Origin of the sequence: Flavobacterium bizetiae (assembly GCF_902804475.1) — a bacterium.
Lineage (GTDB): Bacteria > Bacteroidota > Bacteroidia > Flavobacteriales > Flavobacteriaceae > Flavobacterium > Flavobacterium bizetiae.
In genome coordinates, this window is record NZ_CADCSU010000125.1 from 58830 (window position 1) to 75494 (window position 16665).

Below are 16665 nucleotides of genomic sequence, written 5' to 3' on the forward strand. Positions count from 1 at the left end.
TAAATTTGGGATTATCTATTCATTATTATAAGTCCGTAAACGTATTTATTATTTATCTAAAAAACAATACTAGTTGCGAAATTTATTTTACCGTTCAAAAATAATGTTAAATAAAATAAAAAAAAAATATTTCATCGATAAACTAACAGAAAAAATCGACGTAAAACGTTAAATTTTATACTTTGTATATATTTTCTTACCAATATATTTTAACATTTTTTTCAAACCTAAAAAAAACTACAATTTTCGTTAAAATTTTAATTTATAAAGCATTTTTTCGTTGTGCTTTCCACCATCTTTCAGGCAATTCCTGATTACAAGCGCTCAAATATTCGTCATACGAACACGGTAATAACGTATTTCTTTTCAATTTATTGTGCCCGTTTGATTCGAACGGAATTTCGATCCACCAACGGTCTGTTTTGTCACTTTTATAAAAGACCAATTCTTCATCTTCAAGCGGAACAATATATTTTAAATACGTTGCCCGACTACCAAACGGATATTCTTTTGATCGATAATGATATCCTTCTATAAAATACCAAACTATTTGCGCAATAATACCTGCTTCCGGAGCTGTACTATTATGATTAAAAACTCCAAAACAAGAAACTTTATCACTAATTCCGGCGTATCTGGCCAATGAACAAATTTCTTTTCCGTTGAATCCATTTGGTTCAAAAGAAACCAAATTCGCTGAAGCTGATGACTTTACTGAATTAAGATCGATACTTACTAAATCTGCATCGCGAAAAACCGGCTCTGCCAATACAATCTTATTTGAAATTTCCCCCAAACGATATGCATCAAAGAATAATTTTTCGATCAAATCGATTTCTTCCTGAGAATTATAATAGGTTTGATATCCTATATTACAGTAGTTGAAAAGATTATTAGGTTCATCGATAATAATTTTAGTCAGGTAAGAATTAGCCGAAACGGTTTCATTTTCTTTACCAAAATCAAATTTATTATCTACAGCAACCATGTTTACCATTTGCTCTAAATCGTCGTAAGCGCGATATAGTGCATAGGTCAAATCCTGCGAACCTCCTATAACTATAGGAATCACTTTATTCTTTATTAAGGTAGAAGTTACTTTTTTTAGAGCAAAATAAGTATCCTCTACAGAGTCACCCGGAAGGATGTCTCCCAGGTCTGCAATTGAAGCGTCCCAATTACCAGGAAACATATTGTACAGTTTTTTACGAACTGCATTTAAGTTGACTTCGTTAATTACATTGCTATTTCGGCGGTCTTCCAGAACACCTACTATTGCAATTGTAATTTTACTAATATCAGGAAACTGATCCTGAGTATGCAAAACAATCTTGCTACCCAATTCTTGCGAAGACAACGAACTAATGAATTTTAAAATTCCTTCATTAACTGGTTCTAGAAAATCAAATTCCATTTATTATTTCTTTTTAGCAGCTGTTTTTTTAGCTGGAGCTTTCTTAGCGGTTGTTGCTTTTTTTGCTGTTGTAGCCTTTTTTGCCGGTGTCTTTTTTGCTGGTGTTTTAGCAGCAATCATTTCCTGAACCTGAGCCAATGTTAGTTTTGTTGCGTCAACATCTTTACTTAGTTCAATTTTGATTTTACCTTTTGTAATAACCGAACGACCCCAACGCGCTTTTTCAACCAAAATTCCTTCGTCTTCCCAATTGTGAAGTACTTTATCTATATTTTTCTGTAATTTATCCTCAATCAACTCTTCTATTTCCTGTTGTGATAAATTATCGAAATTGTATTTTTTACTTACGTTAATGAAAATTCCGTTCCATTTGATGAAAGGACCAAAACGTCCCACACCTTTTTGAACACCTTCGCCTTTGTAAACTGCAATTGGAGCATCGGCAATTGCTTTTTCATCAATTAATTCCTGCGCTCTTTCTTTTGAAAGACTTAACGGATCTTCTCCTTTTGGCAAAGAAATAAAAACACTTCCGTGACGTACATAAGGACCATAACGACCATTACTTACTTCCACTTCTTCTCCTTTATATTCTCCTAAGTTTTTAGGCAATAAAAATAAATTCAATGCTTCTTCAAGGGTAATATTTCCGATATTTTGGTCAGCCATTAAACTGGCGAACTTTTTATCTTCGTCATCTGCTTCTCCAATTTGAGCCATTGGTCCAAATTTCCCTAAACGAACAGAAACTTGTCTTCCGTCAGCATCTTTTCCTAAGATTCTTTCTCCACTTTCACGTTCTGCATTTGCTTCAACCTCTTTTACATTTGGGTGAAATTTATTGTAGAACTCCTGCATCATGATTGCCCAGTCGATATTTCCTTCGGCAATCTCATCAAAATCCTGTTCTACTTTTGCAGTAAAATTATAATCCAGAATGTTTCCAAAGTTCTTCACTAAGAAATCGGTAACGATTGTACCAATATCTGTCGGAACTAACTTTCCTTTATCTGAACCTGTATTTTCTTTCAGCAACTTCTCTCCTACTTTATTCCCTTGCAAAGTAAGTTGGGTATAATTACGTTCCTGACCTTCAAGAGTTCCTTTTTCTACATAGTTTCTATTGATGATAGTCGAAATAGTTGGCGCGTACGTAGACGGACGCCCGATTCCTAATTCTTCTAATTTCTTAACCAAAGAAGCCTCTGTATAACGAGCCGGTGGTCTTGAATATCTTTCTGTTGCTGTGATATAATTATTAACTAATTTTTCGTTTACTTTTAAAGCAGGCAACATCCCTTCTTGCTCTTCCTCATCGTCATCATGGCCTTCTAAGTATACTTTTAAGAAACCTTCAAAAAGTAAAACTTCTCCGGAAGCTGTAAAAATTTCGCTGTGATTATTCGCTTCGATTTTTACGTTTGTTCTTTCTAATTGCGCATCGCTCATTTGAGAGGCCAATGTTCTTTTCCAGATCAAATCATATAAACGAGCCTGATCACGATCGATGTTTACAGTGTGGCGAGACATATCAGTCGGACGAATTGCTTCGTGCGCTTCTTGTGCTCCTTTGCTTTTGTTAGCAAAAACTCTCGGTTTCGAGAATTCTTTTCCGTACGATTTTATGATTTCAGCTTCAGCAGCATCCATTGCATCTTTAGAAAGGTTTACACTATCTGTTCTCATATAAGTGATAAGTCCGGCCTCGTATAAACGCTGTGCAAGCTGCATGGTAATACCAACTGGCAAATACAATTTTCTGGCTGCTTCTTGTTGCAAAGTAGAAGTTGTAAATGGTGCTGTTGGTGATTTTTTGGTAGGTTTAGTTTCTAAATCCGCTACCTTATATTGTGATCCGATGTTTTGATTTAAAAAATCTTCGGCTTCTTTTTTTGTATTGAAGTTCTTTGGTAATTTGGCTTTGAAAGTTTTTCCGGCCTCATTAACAAATTCTGCTACGATAGAATAACTCGCAACTGCATTAAAGTTTTGGATTTCGCGTTCTCTCTCAACAATTAAACGTACTGAAACTGATTGCACACGACCAGCAGATAATCCTCCTTTAATTTTTCTCCATAAAACAGGAGATAATTCGTAACCTACTAAACGGTCTAATACACGACGTGCTTGTTGGGCGTTTACTAAATTATAATCTATTTCTCTAGGATTCTCGATTGCTTTAAGAATCGCAGTTTTTGTAATCTCGTGAAAAACAATTCGCTTTGTTTTTTTAGTATCTAATTTTAGTTCTTCCGCCAGGTGCCATGAAATAGCCTCACCCTCGCGGTCCTCATCGCTCGCCAGCCAAACCATTTCGGCATTCTTAGATAGTGTTTTCAATTTGCTTACCAAGGCTTTCTTATCTGGAGAAACTTCGTATTTGGGTTTAAAACCATTCTCTACATCTACTCCTATTTCCTTTGATGGTAAATCTGCTATATGTCCGTAACTTGACTCTACTTGAAAATCACTTCCCAGAAATTTCTCGATTGTTTTCGCCTTTGCAGGTGACTCCACTATTACTAAATTCTTTGCCATTGCTCTATTTTTCTGCAACAAAAGTATCTATTTTTTTTAAATATCAGCCTTGCGAATTGATTTTTGAGTTATTTTAATATTATGTTTCTTTAAAATGAAGATTTATCTGTATTCCTACCTATAATATATATAGGTATAAATTTTAAAGGTTTATACCCCCTAAATGTTCTTTTTTACCCCGGATTAATAGCCCGGATTGCAGCGAAAAGCCCGGAGTAAAAACCGCAAAAGTTTCTTGTTTTAAAAAAGCGACCAACGGAAGCTCTTTTTAAAACATTAGAAACTTTGCGGTTTTTATGTCCCGATAGCTATCGGGATGTAGCGGAAAGCCGGAATAGCTTCTTAATATTATTGTTGATTTTAGATTGTTGATTTTAGATTCCCTTATTCTTTGTTGGTTCCAACAATCTAAAATCAACAATCTAAAATTCCAATAACCTTAACTCTAAAATCTAAAATTTCTTTTCTGCCATCTTGTCATATTGATCACATTTGCGTTATCTTTGCACTTTGAATTTATACAATGGAAAAGATTATTGAAGAAAGTAAACAGGGCGAAAGTCTTGTTTTGGAGAATAAACCTGAGAATACGAAAAAACTTTTTATAGAAAGTTACGGTTGTGCGATGAATTTTTCGGACAGTGAAGTCGTAGCTTCCATTTTATCGATAAACGGATATAATACTACACAAACTCTTGAAGATGCTGATTTAGTCCTGGTAAACACCTGCTCGATTCGAGACAAGGCAGAACAAACTATTCGCAAACGTCTTGAAAAATATAATGCGGTAAAACGTACTAACCCAAAGATGAAAGTGGGCGTTTTGGGCTGTATGGCTGAGCGTTTGAAGAGTCAGTTTCTAGAGGAAGAAAAAATAGTTGATCTTGTTGTGGGACCTGATGCTTACAAAGATTTACCAAATTTATTGGCGGAAGTTGAAGACGGCCGCGATGCTATTAATGTGGTTTTATCGAAAGAGGAAACTTACGGAGATATTTCGCCGGTTCGTTTGATGAGTAACGGAATTACCGCGCTGGTTTCAATCACTCGTGGTTGCGATAATATGTGTACTTTTTGCGTTGTACCTTTTACTCGTGGTCGTGAGCGTAGTCGTGAGCCTCAAAGTATTATGAAGGAAATTCAGGATTTATGGGATAAAGGCTTTAAGGAAATTACGCTTTTAGGTCAAAACGTTGATAGTTACCTTTGGTACGGCGGCGGTTTGAAAAAAGATTTCGTAAATGCTACTGATATGCAAAAAGCTACAGCGGTTGATTTTGATCAATTGCTTGAAATGGTTGCTGTTGGTTTCCCTAAAATGCGTATTCGATTTTCGACTTCTAATCCGCAGGATATGCACGAAAGTATTTTGCATGTTATTGCCAAATATCCAAATATCTGTAAACACATTCACTTACCGGTTCAGTCTGGAAGTAACAGAATTCTAAAAGAAATGAATCGTTTGCATACTCGCGAAGAATATATGGCTTTGATTGACAAAATTAATGCTATTATTCCGAATGCTTCAATTTCGCAAGATATGATTGCCGGTTTCCCAACAGAAACGGAGCAAGATCATCAGGATACCATGAGTTTAATGGAATATGTGAAATATAATTTCGGCTATATGTATTCGTATTCTGAGCGTCCGGGAACTTTGGCTGGAAGAAAAATGGAAGATGATGTTCCGGAAGAAACTAAAGCGAGAAGATTACAGGAAATTGTCGATTTGCAACAAAAACACGCCTGGTTCCGCAGTGAAGAGTTCGTAGGGCAAGTTGTTGAAGTTTTGGTCGAAAAAGTGTCTAAAAAATCGACCGAGGAGTTTTCAGGAAGAAACTCCCAAAGTATTACGGTAGTTTTCCCTAAAGAGAATTATAAAATTGGGGATTTTGTAAACGTAAAAATTACAAGTTGTACTAGTGGAACTTTGAAGGGTGAAGCAGTTGGATTGAGTAGCATGAATTAAAGTTTTTTTTGCCACGAATTTCACTAATTTACAGCACATAAGTTTTATGCTGATTTTGTTATTTATGATGAAATTATTTTAGAAGTAAAAGCATCAAAGACATTATAGATGAACATACGGCTCAAACAATTAATTATTTAAGACTAGCTGATAGTGATCTAGGAATTATTGTTAACTTTAATAAGAAGTCACTACAACATAAAAGAGTTATTCATTAGCCCGATTTAAAAAATTTGTAAAAATTTGTGTAATTCGTGGCAAAAGATAAAAAACATAAATGGAAACAGTTCAAGCAATAAAACAGCGATTTGAAATTATTGGAAATGATCCGAAATTAAATCGTGCCATCGAAAAAGCGATTCAGGTTGCTCCTACTGATATTTCGGTAATGGTGACTGGGGAAAGTGGTGTTGGTAAAGAAAACATTCCAAGAATAATACATTCGCTTTCGCACAGAAAGCATGGTAAATATATTGCAGTAAACTGTGGTGCAATTCCGGAAGGAACTATTGACAGTGAACTTTTTGGACACGAAAAAGGTGCTTTTACAGGTGCTACAAGTACGCGTGAAGGTTATTTTGAAGTAGCTGACGGCGGAACTATTTTTCTTGATGAAGTTGGAGAATTACCGCTTACAACTCAGGTTCGTTTGCTTCGTGTACTTGAAAATGGTGAATTTATAAAAGTAGGTTCGTCTCAGGTTCAGAAAACAAATGTTAGAATTGTAGCCGCTACAAACGTAAACTTATTCAATGCTATTGAAAAAGGAAAGTTTCGTGAGGATTTGTACTATCGTTTAACAACTGTCGAAATTACTTTGCCACCATTGCGTGAAAGAAATGAAGACATTCATTTGTTATTCAGAAAATTTGTTGCCGATTTTGCACACAAATACAAAATGCCTCCGTTGAAATTAGACGATGATGCAGTGCAACTTTTACAAAAATTCAGATGGAACGGTAACATTCGTCAGCTGCGAAATGTAGCCGAACAAATTTCCGTTTTAGAAACCAATCGTGATATTTCTTTAGCAACTTTACAATCGTATTTGCCTACTGAAGGCACTAATTTACCATCTGTAATTAGCGATAAGAAAAAAGAAAGTGATTTTAGTACTGAAAGAGACATTCTGTATAAAGTGCTTTTTGATATGAAAAGCGATTTGAACGATCTAAAAAAACTTACTTTAGAATTGATGAAAAACGGTACTAAAGTACAGGACATCAATCCTAATTTGATTCAGAAAATATATGGTTCTCAGGAAAACGAAAGCGAAATAGATTTTGAAGAAGAACCAAGAACTGCTGTTATGACGCCTGCAACGCGCGAAGACAATTATCAAATGCAGGACGACAACTATTTGTTTGCCGAAACCATTGAAGAAGAAGAGGTTTTGCGTTTAGAACAAAAAGAAATCGAAATGATCAAAAAATCATTAGAAAAAAATAAAGGAAAACGAAAAGCTGCCGCTGATGAATTGGGTATCTCTGAACGTACTTTATATAGAAAAATCAAACAATTCGATTTATAAATAAAATAGAAAATTTCAAAAAATAAATTCCAAATTCCAAATTGCTATATTTGAAAAATATTGGAATTTACCACGAGTACTATTATGAAAAAAATATATTCTTTATTAGCCTTAATGAGTCTCTTTATGTTAAGTGGCTGCTCTGTTTACAACTTTACAGGAACGGGAAAAATCGACGCCAAAACGTTTCAGGTTAACTTCTTTCAGAATAACGCTGATTTGATCGAACCGGGAATCGACAGACAATTTACATTGGCTTTGCAGGATTTAATTCAAAATCAAACCAATCTAAACTTAGTAAGTAATAGTGGCGATTTAGTTTACGAAGGAGAAATTGTAGATTACAGAACAACGCCAATGACAGCAACTGCTGACCAGCAAGCGGCGCAAAACCGTTTAACGATTCGTATCAATGTAAGGTTTACCAATAAAAATAAAGAAACAGATGATTTCGAGAAACCATTTGAGTTTTATTATGATTTCCCGGGAACAGGATTACCAACAGGAGCCGTTTTAAATACAGCGCTTCAAACTATTTTTGAAAGAATCACGCAGGATATCTTTAATGATTCATTAGCAAAATGGTAAAAATGTTTATTTGTTGAAATCGGTTAATTGTTTAATCGATTCTTTTAAACGATTAAACAGTTAAACAAAAAACGATTAAACAAAAAAACATGAATGTAACTGATTATACCTACTTAATGAATAAACCCGATGCTATCACAGAAAAGCAAGCGGACGCATTAGGAAGTGTTTTGAATGAATTTCCGTATTTTCAAAGTGCGAGAGCATTGCGATTAAAAGGACTTTACAATCAAAATAGCTTTAAGTATAATTATGCATTAAAAGTTACAGCCGCTCATACTACTGACCGCGCTGTTTTATTTGATTTTATTACTTCAGAAACTTTTACCTCTATTCAGAATGATTTTTACGATCAAAAACTAAGAGATCTTTTAGAAATTAAAGTATTTGACAGTGAGATTGTATCTTTTGAAGAAATCAAAAAAGCAACCGAAGTTCGAATTGATCCAATCGAACAATCGATTTTAAATTCTATAAAAGGCGCAACAACTGCTACTTTTGCAGAGCCCGAAAAAGTCGAAGAAAAACCAATTGAAATAATTGATGAGCAAGCGATTCTGGATTCTTTTAAAGAAGTAACATCAACTACTTTTGAAGAACCGGCAAAAATTGAAGAAAAACCAATTGAAATAATTGACGAAGAATCAATTTTAAATTCTTTTAAAGAAGTAACAACAACTACTTTTGAAGAATTAACGCCAGTTACTGAACCCCTAAAAGTTGAAGAGGTTAAAATAGAGCCAATTATTCCAATTACAGAGCAATCTATTTTAGATACTTTTAAAGAAGTAGCACCGACCACTTTTGAAGAACCTGTAAAAATTGAAGAAAACCCAATTGAACCCATTACAGAACAATCTATTTTAGACACTTTTGTAGCAGTAACACCAACCAGTCCTGAAGGAGAAATTGAAGAAAAACCTCTTGATCCTGTTGTCGAACAGTCTATATTAGAATCTATTAAAGAAGTTGCCAATATAACTTTTGAAGAAGCACCTAAAATCGAAGAACCAAAAGAGGAGCAAATTGCTGAGCAACCAATTTCAACTACAACTAAAGAACCTACTAAAACCTTTTTTGAAGAAATAGTAGAAGAAGAGGAAGAAGTTGTAGAACCGAAAATTCCGGAAGTAAGAGTTGACCCTATCGAGCAATCGATCTTAAACTCTATTAAAGAAGCCAACACAGTAGTTTTTGAAGAACCGAAAATAACTGAGGAACCAAAAGAAACTGAAATTCAGGAAAATATAAAAATTGCAGAGGAAAACCTTGAAATAGGAAAACCTCTTGATTTTTCTGTCAATGAAAAACATTCATTTCAGGAGTGGCTTCAGTTAGCAAAAACAGAACCAATTGACAGAACAGAAGAAGGTCCTCAGGAATTAAAAGAAATCAAAAAAACTGCTGAACCAAAAGTTGAAGCAGATATAATTGATGAAGAGAAAAAGAAAAAGGCCGAATTGATTGATAAATTCATCGAAACCAACCCGAAAATTTCTCCCATAAAACAAACACCCATAACTCCTGCGGTACAAATTGACGTTAATAAAGAGGAAAATACCTACTTAATGACAGAGACTTTGGCAAGAGTATATCTGGAACAAAAAAAATATACAAAAGCAATACAAGCATATGAAATATTAATTTTGAAATATCCAGAAAAAATTAGTTTCTTTGCAGACCGCATTTCGGATATAAAGATTTTACAACAAAATAACAATAATAATTAAGCAATGAGCACATTTTCAATTTTTTTAGTTTTAATCACAATAGTTTGTTTTCTATTGATCGTAGTAATCATGGTTCAAAACCCTAAAGGAGGCGGATTATCGTCTACAATTAGCGGAACTCAAATGTTAGGTGGAGTACAAAAAACGACTGACTTTTTAGATAAAAGTACCTGGACATTAGCTACTATTTTGATTGCTCTAATCTTGCTTTCAAGTTTAAGTTTTACAGGATCATTAAGTGATACTGACTCTAAAATTATTGACAAATCTGAAGTTCCTGCTGCTAGCACACCTGCTGCTCCAGCTCAACAAACACCTGCTCCGGCAACTCCTGCAGCAAAATAATAATTTTTGAAATAAATATAAAATGCCAGCCTGTCAAAGCTGGCATTTTTTTTAGGAAATAATGTCAGTTTTACCAACGTGGCATAATTTCTGAAATCCAATAGAGCATATAAAACGTATAACTTATAATAATTATAAAATATAAAATCATGGCCTTAAACATTAAACCGCTTTCAGATCGCGTACTTATTGAGCCTGTTGCAGCTGAAACAAAAACTGCCTCAGGTATTTTTATTCCTGATACTGCCAAAGAAAAACCACAAAAAGGAACTGTTGTAGCTGTAGGAAATGGTTCTAAAGACCATACTATGACTGTAAAAGTTGGCGACACTGTACTTTATGGTAAATATGCAGGAACAGAATTAAAACTTGAAGGAACTGATTATTTGATTATGCGTGAGGATGATATCCTTGCAATTATCTAAAAAAACATAGGTCTCAAGAATTAAGTATTAGGGAAACCTGAAACAAATAAACATTAAACAAAAAAGAAAATGGCAAAAGATATAAAATTTGATATTGAAGCACGTGACGGATTAAAACGTGGTGTTGATGCATTAGCAAATGCTGTAAAAGTAACTCTTGGACCAAAAGGTCGTAATGTAATTATTGGAAAATCTTTTGGTGGACCAACTGTTACTAAAGATGGTGTTTCTGTTGCAAAAGAAATCGAATTAAAAGACCCATTAGAAAATATGGGCGCGCAAATGGTTAAAGAAGTTGCTTCTAAAACTAATGATTTAGCGGGTGACGGAACTACAACTGCTACAGTTTTAGCTCAGGCAATCGTAAAAGAAGGTCTTAAAAACGTTGCTGCAGGTGCCAATCCAATGGACTTGAAACGTGGTATCGATAAAGCTGTTGAAGCTATCGTTGCTGACCTTGCAAAACAAGCTAAAGTTGTTGGAAGCGATTCTGATAAAATCAAACAAATTGCTTCTATCTCTGCAAATAATGACGAAGTTATTGGTGAATTAATCGCTACTGCTTTTGCTAAAGTAGGTAAAGAAGGTGTTATTACTGTTGAAGAAGCTAAAGGAACAGACACTTTCGTGGATGTTGTTGAAGGTATGCAGTTTGACAGAGGATATCTTTCTCCTTACTTCGTAACAAACCCAGAGAAAATGGAAGTTGAATTAGACTCTCCATACATTTTATTATACGACAAAAAAGTATCTTCTTTAAAAGAATTACTTCCGGTTTTAGAGCCAGTTGCTCAATCAGGAAAACCATTATTAATTATTGCTGAAGATGTTGACGGAGAAGCTCTTTCAACTCTTGTAGTAAACAAATTAAGAGGTGCTCTTAAAATTGCTGCTGTAAAAGCTCCAGGTTTTGGAGACAGAAGAAAAGCAATGTTAGAGGATATCGCAATCTTAACTGGTGGAACTGTAATTTCTGAAGAAAGAGGTTATACTCTTGAAAATACAACTATCGAAATGTTAGGAACTGCAAAAAGAGTTTCTATCGATAAAGACAACACTACTATTGTAAGTGGTGCAGGTGAAGCTGACATTATCAAAAACAGAGTAAACCAAATTAAAGGTCAGATGGAGACTACTACATCTGATTATGATAAAGAAAAATTGCAAGAGCGTTTGGCTAAATTAGCTGGTGGTGTTGCGGTTCTTTATGTTGGTGCTGCTTCTGAAGTTGAAATGAAAGAGAAAAAAGACAGAGTTGATGATGCTTTACACGCTACTCGTGCTGCTGTTGAAGAAGGAATTGTTGCTGGTGGTGGTGTTGCTTTATTAAGAGCAAAAGCTGCATTAGCTGATCTTAAATCTGACAACGCTGACGAAGCAACAGGAATTCAGATTGTATCTCGTGCGGTTGAATCTCCATTAAGAACTATTGTTGAAAATGCAGGTCTTGAAGGTTCTGTAGTAGTAGCAAAAGTTTCTGAAGGTTCAGGTGACTTTGGATACAATGCAAAAACTGACGAATATGTAGATATGCTTACAGCTGGAATTATCGATCCTAAAAAAGTAACTCGTGTTGCATTAGAAAATGCTGCATCTGTTGCCGGAATGATCCTTACTACAGAATGTGCATTAATTGATATTAAAGAAGAAAGCGCTGGCGGAATGCCAATGGGTGGCGGTATGCCAGGAATGATGTAATCGTTCTTAACTTCTTACTTATAAACGCCAGATTTGATCTGGCGTTTTTTTTGCCATAGATTGTACGGATTAAAAAGATTTTTTCGCCACGAATTTCACGAATTATCACGAATTCTTTTTCTACAGATTATGCATAAAAAATTAGCGGAAATTCGTGAAATTCGTGGCAAACCTTTTTTTATCAACTCAAACATTATAAAAATAAACTCGTAGTAAACTTTTCCTTTAGTTTAACATTGTCTTTTTCTTTAAAAAATCGATAATCATTAAATTTGCATTTCTATTAAAATTGCAAAATGAGAAAATTTACAACTCACCTATTACTTTTTACATTCTTACTTCTTACCTCTATTTCCTATTCTCAATCCAATGAAGATGCTTATGTAGTTTTAGTTTCTATGGATGGTTTTCGTTGGGATTTTCAAAAACAATTTAAACTTCCTAATTTAAAGCAAATTGCGAAAGAAGGCGTCCATGCCAGGTCAATGAAACCTTCTTACCCGAGTAAAACTTTCCCAAATCATTATTCGATTGTAACGGGGCTTTATCCTGATCACCACGGAATTATAAACAACGTTTTTTACGACTCGGCCTTAAACGAATCTTTTTCACTTTCAAGCAAAGCAAAAAATGATTCCAGATTTTATGGCGGAAATCCCATTTGGAATGTTGCCGAACAACAAGGGGTAAAAGCTGCCTCTTTTTTCTGGCCGGGTTCTGATATTGACAAACGAAATCCAAGCTATTTTAAAAATTACGATAATAAAATTCCATACAGAGCCAGAATCGATACGGTTTTAAAATGGTTACAGCTTCCTGAAAAACAACGTCCGCATTTGGTGACTTTATATTTTGATGAACCCGATCATACGGGACACAATTTTGGTCCGCTTTCTCCCGAAAACAAAAAAATGGTAATCAAAATGGATTCTATTATGGGAGAATTGTCCAGAAAATTAGATCAGTTGGCTATTGGAAAACAAATTAATTTAATTATTGTTTCAGATCACGGAATGGCCGATATCAGCAACGATAAAAAAGTAGTTGTTCTGGATTATCTAAAACCGGAATGGTTAGGTTATAAAGATGTAATTAATCCTATTATGAGTCTTCAGGCAAAACCGGGTTATCAGGATTCTATTGCAAAAGCTTTAAAAAAAGTCCCGCATATCAAGTTCTGGAAATCAACTGAAGTTCCTAAAAGATTACATTACGGAACCAACCCGAGAGTTCATGATTTTGTGATTGAAGCCAAAAAAGGATATAGTTTAGCAAAAGACAAAAATCAAAATATAAAAGGCGGAACACATGGCTACGATAATGAAGAAAAAGATATGCACGCGATTTTCTATGCAAAAGGCCCGGCTTTTAAAGTCGATAAAGAAGTAAAAACATTTCAGAATGTTTCGGTCTATCCACTAATTGCTCATATTTTAGGATTGCAAATTGACCAAGTTGACGGGAAACTGAGCGATGTAAAATCAATGCTGGTTAACTAGATAATGAATTGAGTGTCATCCTGAGCGAAGTCGAAGGACGTTCCAATTGGCACGTGGGCTTCGACTTCGCTCAGCCTGACAAACTTATAAACACAATAAACCCGACAGGTTTTAAAAACCTGTCGGGTTTATTTTTTAGAGTAATTAGCACGTATACCAATTGTAGCAAATCAATAACATAGACGCACTGCAGTGCGTCTCTACAATAATAATCACTGCAAATATCATTTTCTAATTATCTCATTGCCACATTATCTAATTAAAGCCCAGTCGAAACAGAAACTGCTTTCCAGTTTTCCAAATCCTTCTGAACGCTTTCTATTTTTTGATTCGCCATATTATAAGCATCTTCTCCTAAAAACAAATGCAAAGGCGGATTTTGATCCTGACTTGCTTTTATTAAAGCTTCGGCTAATTTCACAGGATCTCCTGGTTGATTTTGATTGATATCGCCTTTGTGTGCGCTTTCAGATTGTCTTACAGCTTTATAATCTGCAATTGGGTCTTGTGGTAATAATAACGAACTGTCTTTTAAGAAATCGGTTCTAAAATAACCCGGATATACAATCGTAGCATTGATACCGAATTCTTTTACTTCTGCCGACAACGACTCGGTTAAACCTGGTACAGCAAATTTTGTAGAACAATAGATTCCCCAACCTGCAAAACCACCGTGATAACCACCAACAGAAGATATATTAAAAATATGTCCGGATTGTTTTGCACGCATGTACGGTACTGTATTTCTGATTACATTTAATAATCCGAAAACATTTACCTCATAATTTTTTCTGGATTCTGCATCAGTCAATTCCTCCAAAGCTCCTAGTAACCCATAACCTGCATTATTTACTAAAACATCTATAGTTTTAAAATGACTTACTGCTACTTCAATTGCATTTTTAACGCTTTTTTCATCCACCAAATCCATTTCTAAAGGAAGAAAATTTTCAGATACATCTCCAAATACTTTAATCAAAGCTTCTTCACTTCTTGATGTTGCCGCTACTTTATATCCTTCTGATAATAATTTTTTAGCCAATTCTAATCCAAGTCCTTTTGAAGCACCTGTGATAAACCAAACTTTGTTATTTTCCATGATTTTTAAATTTTTTAGATTTTAATTACAGGACAAAGGTATTGGCGAAGTGCTTTTAAAAAATTAAAGGAATCAAACAAGAAGTTACGAAAATCAAACAATTTCGGTTACGCGATAGTTTTTTGGTGAAACCTGAGTATTTTTCTTGAAGAAATTAATAAAATGAGACAATTCTTCAAAACCTAAACACCAGGCAATTTTATTAATATTCCAATTGGTTTGTTTGAGCAGAATCATGGCTTCCTGGACAATTCTTTCGGATATAATCTGCGAAGTGGTTTTTCCGGTAGTTTCTTTTAAAGCTTTATTGAGATGATTGACATGCACATTCAACTGATTGGCAAATTCTGATGGCGATCTAAAATTAATTTGCTGAGAAAGCGATTCAATCGGAAATTGGCGTTCCAGCAATTCCAGAAACAAGGACGAAATTCGTATCGTCGCATTCGACTTACTATATAATGAAGCAGTTACAGTTTGCGTTTTCAATGCAAGATGAATAATTTCAAAAACTAAATTCCGAATCACATCATATTTAAAAGCATAATCTGAATTGATTTCATCAAACATTTTTAAATAAACCTTCTTTAAATCTTCGGCAAGTTCTTTTGAAACCGGAACAACAGGATTTCCGCCAGGCTGAAACAAAGGATATTCTTTTAAATTCCCAAACTGACTAAAAAAAGCATCTGTAAAAATGCAGAAAAATCCGGTTTGATTTTCATCAATATGTTCCCAACTATACGGAATTTGAGGATTGGCAAAAAATAAAGCCTGGTCATCAATAGTCACAACTTTATCAGCATAATGCACTTTGTTTTTACCCACGATCAGGCTTATTTTATAAAAGTCTTTTCGCGTATAAGGCAAAGGATTACAAGTGCTCCCAACGTAATCGTCGAGTTTAAAAACATTAAAATGTCCGATTTCTTTTTTAAGATTCTCAGGCATTCCTTTTATTTTTACCGTATAAAAATCTTCGAGTGTTTCTTGTAGTTTCATTTGGCAAAGTTACGAAAATCAAATTATTATAATTCTGAGGTATAATATCTCTTCTAAGCTATTTTTAAACTACCTATATCGTCTTCAAAAAAGTAGAACATCATTATTATGTGGATTAGTCTTAGAGTATATTACATTAACCTCCTGTCCCTCATAAATTTGATTAAGCTCATAAGACAAAACTTTTTTATCTGCAATTATTCTTTCGCCATCAAGAGTATTAAACTCAACTCCAATTCTAATATCTGTAATGCGTCCACTTACTGTTTTTTTTGTTACCGCATATGCCATTACAATCCCTACAACTTCTACCTTATTCATTTTTAACATATCTTCTGCAACATTCTCAAATACTGAATTAATAATGAAATACATAATAAGAACTGGAAATGCCATAGAAAAAAGGAGGACATCAAATTTTAAATTAATACTTCCTCTTTTTCTAAGTTTATCTTTGCTCCAACTTCCAAAATAAACAATAGCAAGAATACCAAATAGACATATTAAAATTGAACCTAATAAAGAATAAAGTATGGAAGCTGACTCTATTTTAACAGGTAAAATAAACAGGAAATAATAAAAGTTACTTACAAAAAGCGCAAGAAATAACAAAAAGAAAACTCTATATTTCTTATTATTCATTTCTACTTCTCTTTCTTCTAGAATACCTCGTGCCTTCTGAAGAATGTCATCAACCTCATCTTCAACAGCTCCTTCTTGCATTAAAAAATTTCTAATCTCAAAATCATTACAATCTTTTTTAATATAGTCTATTGCTTTAATTACTAATGATTTTTCCTCCATAACTTATATATCTAAAATTTTAA

Annotated in this window: 14 protein-coding genes; 9 read left to right on the forward strand and 5 right to left on the reverse strand. The window is 34.2% G+C overall.

What is annotated here, in order from left to right; genetic code table 11:
• Window positions 1-262: 262 nt before the first annotated feature.
• Together FLACOL7796_RS17585 and topA are read right to left on the reverse strand one after the other, a co-directional pair.
• Entirely contained in the window at window positions 263-1414 is a 1152-nt protein-coding gene (locus FLACOL7796_RS17585; protein WP_173972038.1) for a formimidoylglutamase, read from the reverse strand.
• A 3-nt stretch (window positions 1415-1417) separates the two neighbouring features.
• Window positions 1418-3952, reverse strand: a complete 2535-nt coding sequence (topA, locus tag FLACOL7796_RS17590; protein WP_173972039.1) for a type I DNA topoisomerase — start codon at window positions 3950-3952, stop codon at window positions 1418-1420.
• Between the two features lie 523 nt (window positions 3953-4475).
• On the opposite strand from topA, the gene miaB reads away from it, so the two are divergent.
• From miaB to FLACOL7796_RS17635, 9 genes are all read left to right on the forward strand, one after another.
• A complete protein-coding gene (miaB, locus tag FLACOL7796_RS17595) occupies window positions 4476-5921 on the forward strand; it encodes a tRNA (N6-isopentenyl adenosine(37)-C2)-methylthiotransferase MiaB (protein ID WP_173972040.1) in 1446 nt (481 codons plus the stop codon).
• Window positions 5922-6049: 128 nt separating this feature from the next.
• Complete coding sequence (locus FLACOL7796_RS24710) at window positions 6050-6139, forward strand: GxxExxY protein (protein ID WP_232067400.1); 90 nt, start codon at window positions 6050-6052, stop codon at window positions 6137-6139.
• Between the two features lie 59 nt (window positions 6140-6198).
• Window positions 6199-7452, forward strand: coding sequence for a sigma-54 interaction domain-containing protein (locus FLACOL7796_RS17605; RefSeq protein WP_173972041.1), 1254 nt, complete (start codon window positions 6199-6201; stop codon window positions 7450-7452).
• 84 nt (window positions 7453-7536) lie between these two features.
• A complete protein-coding gene (locus FLACOL7796_RS17610) occupies window positions 7537-8040 on the forward strand; it encodes an LptE family protein (protein WP_173972042.1) in 504 nt (167 codons plus the stop codon).
• Window positions 8041-8129: 89 nt separating this feature from the next.
• Window positions 8130-9770: a tetratricopeptide repeat protein gene (locus FLACOL7796_RS17615; protein WP_173972043.1), complete on the forward strand. Its 1641-nt coding sequence runs from the start codon at window positions 8130-8132 to the stop codon at window positions 9768-9770.
• Between the two features lie 3 nt (window positions 9771-9773).
• Window positions 9774-10115: a preprotein translocase subunit SecG gene (gene secG / locus FLACOL7796_RS17620; RefSeq protein ID WP_065452204.1), complete on the forward strand. Its 342-nt coding sequence runs from the start codon at window positions 9774-9776 to the stop codon at window positions 10113-10115.
• Window positions 10116-10264: 149 nt separating this feature from the next.
• Window positions 10265-10540, forward strand: a complete 276-nt coding sequence (locus tag FLACOL7796_RS17625; RefSeq protein WP_012023920.1) for a co-chaperone GroES — start codon at window positions 10265-10267, stop codon at window positions 10538-10540.
• Between the two features lie 69 nt (window positions 10541-10609).
• On the forward strand, window positions 10610-12238 hold the full coding sequence (gene groL / locus FLACOL7796_RS17630; RefSeq protein ID WP_173972044.1) for a chaperonin GroEL: 1629 nt from the start codon (window positions 10610-10612) through the stop codon (window positions 12236-12238).
• 296 nt (window positions 12239-12534) lie between these two features.
• On the forward strand, window positions 12535-13737 hold the full coding sequence (locus tag FLACOL7796_RS17635) for an alkaline phosphatase family protein (RefSeq protein ID WP_173972045.1): 1203 nt from the start codon (window positions 12535-12537) through the stop codon (window positions 13735-13737).
• Between the two features lie 259 nt (window positions 13738-13996).
• On the opposite strand, the gene FLACOL7796_RS17640 is transcribed toward FLACOL7796_RS17635, so the two are convergent.
• The 3 genes from FLACOL7796_RS17640 to FLACOL7796_RS17650 all read right to left on the reverse strand — a co-directional run bounded on the left by FLACOL7796_RS17640 (window position 13997) and on the right by FLACOL7796_RS17650 (window position 16642).
• Window positions 13997-14836 (reverse strand): oxidoreductase, encoded by an 840-nt coding sequence (locus tag FLACOL7796_RS17640; protein ID WP_173972046.1) that lies wholly within the window; start codon window positions 14834-14836, stop codon window positions 13997-13999.
• 93 nt (window positions 14837-14929) lie between these two features.
• On the reverse strand, window positions 14930-15838 hold the full coding sequence (locus tag FLACOL7796_RS17645) for a helix-turn-helix domain-containing protein (RefSeq protein WP_173972047.1): 909 nt from the start codon (window positions 15836-15838) through the stop codon (window positions 14930-14932).
• An 84-nt stretch (window positions 15839-15922) separates the two neighbouring features.
• Complete coding sequence (locus tag FLACOL7796_RS17650; protein ID WP_173972048.1) at window positions 15923-16642, reverse strand: hypothetical protein; 720 nt, start codon at window positions 16640-16642, stop codon at window positions 15923-15925.
• Window positions 16643-16665: the final 23 nt, after the last annotated feature.

Coding starts and splice junctions, on each gene's coding strand:
- FLACOL7796_RS17635 (WP_173972045.1), top strand. CDS start 12,535: ATGAGAAAATTTACAACTCACCTATTACTTTTTACATTCTTACTTCTT.
- FLACOL7796_RS17650 (WP_173972048.1), bottom strand. CDS start 16,642: ATGGAGGAAAAATCATTAGTAATTAAAGCAATAGACTATATTAAAAAA.
- FLACOL7796_RS17605 (WP_173972041.1), top strand. CDS start 6,199: ATGGAAACAGTTCAAGCAATAAAACAGCGATTTGAAATTATTGGAAAT.
- topA (WP_173972039.1), bottom strand. CDS start 3,952: ATGGCAAAGAATTTAGTAATAGTGGAGTCACCTGCAAAGGCGAAAACA.
- FLACOL7796_RS17585 (WP_173972038.1), bottom strand. CDS start 1,414: ATGGAATTTGATTTTCTAGAACCAGTTAATGAAGGAATTTTAAAATTC.
- FLACOL7796_RS17640 (WP_173972046.1), bottom strand. CDS start 14,836: ATGGAAAATAACAAAGTTTGGTTTATCACAGGTGCTTCAAAAGGACTT.
- groL (WP_173972044.1), top strand. CDS start 10,610: ATGGCAAAAGATATAAAATTTGATATTGAAGCACGTGACGGATTAAAA.
- miaB (WP_173972040.1), top strand. CDS start 4,476: ATGGAAAAGATTATTGAAGAAAGTAAACAGGGCGAAAGTCTTGTTTTG.
- FLACOL7796_RS17615 (WP_173972043.1), top strand. CDS start 8,130: ATGAATGTAACTGATTATACCTACTTAATGAATAAACCCGATGCTATC.
- secG (WP_065452204.1), top strand. CDS start 9,774: ATGAGCACATTTTCAATTTTTTTAGTTTTAATCACAATAGTTTGTTTT.
- FLACOL7796_RS17610 (WP_173972042.1), top strand. CDS start 7,537: ATGAAAAAAATATATTCTTTATTAGCCTTAATGAGTCTCTTTATGTTA.
- FLACOL7796_RS17625 (WP_012023920.1), top strand. CDS start 10,265: ATGGCCTTAAACATTAAACCGCTTTCAGATCGCGTACTTATTGAGCCT.
- FLACOL7796_RS17645 (WP_173972047.1), bottom strand. CDS start 15,838: ATGAAACTACAAGAAACACTCGAAGATTTTTATACGGTAAAAATAAAA.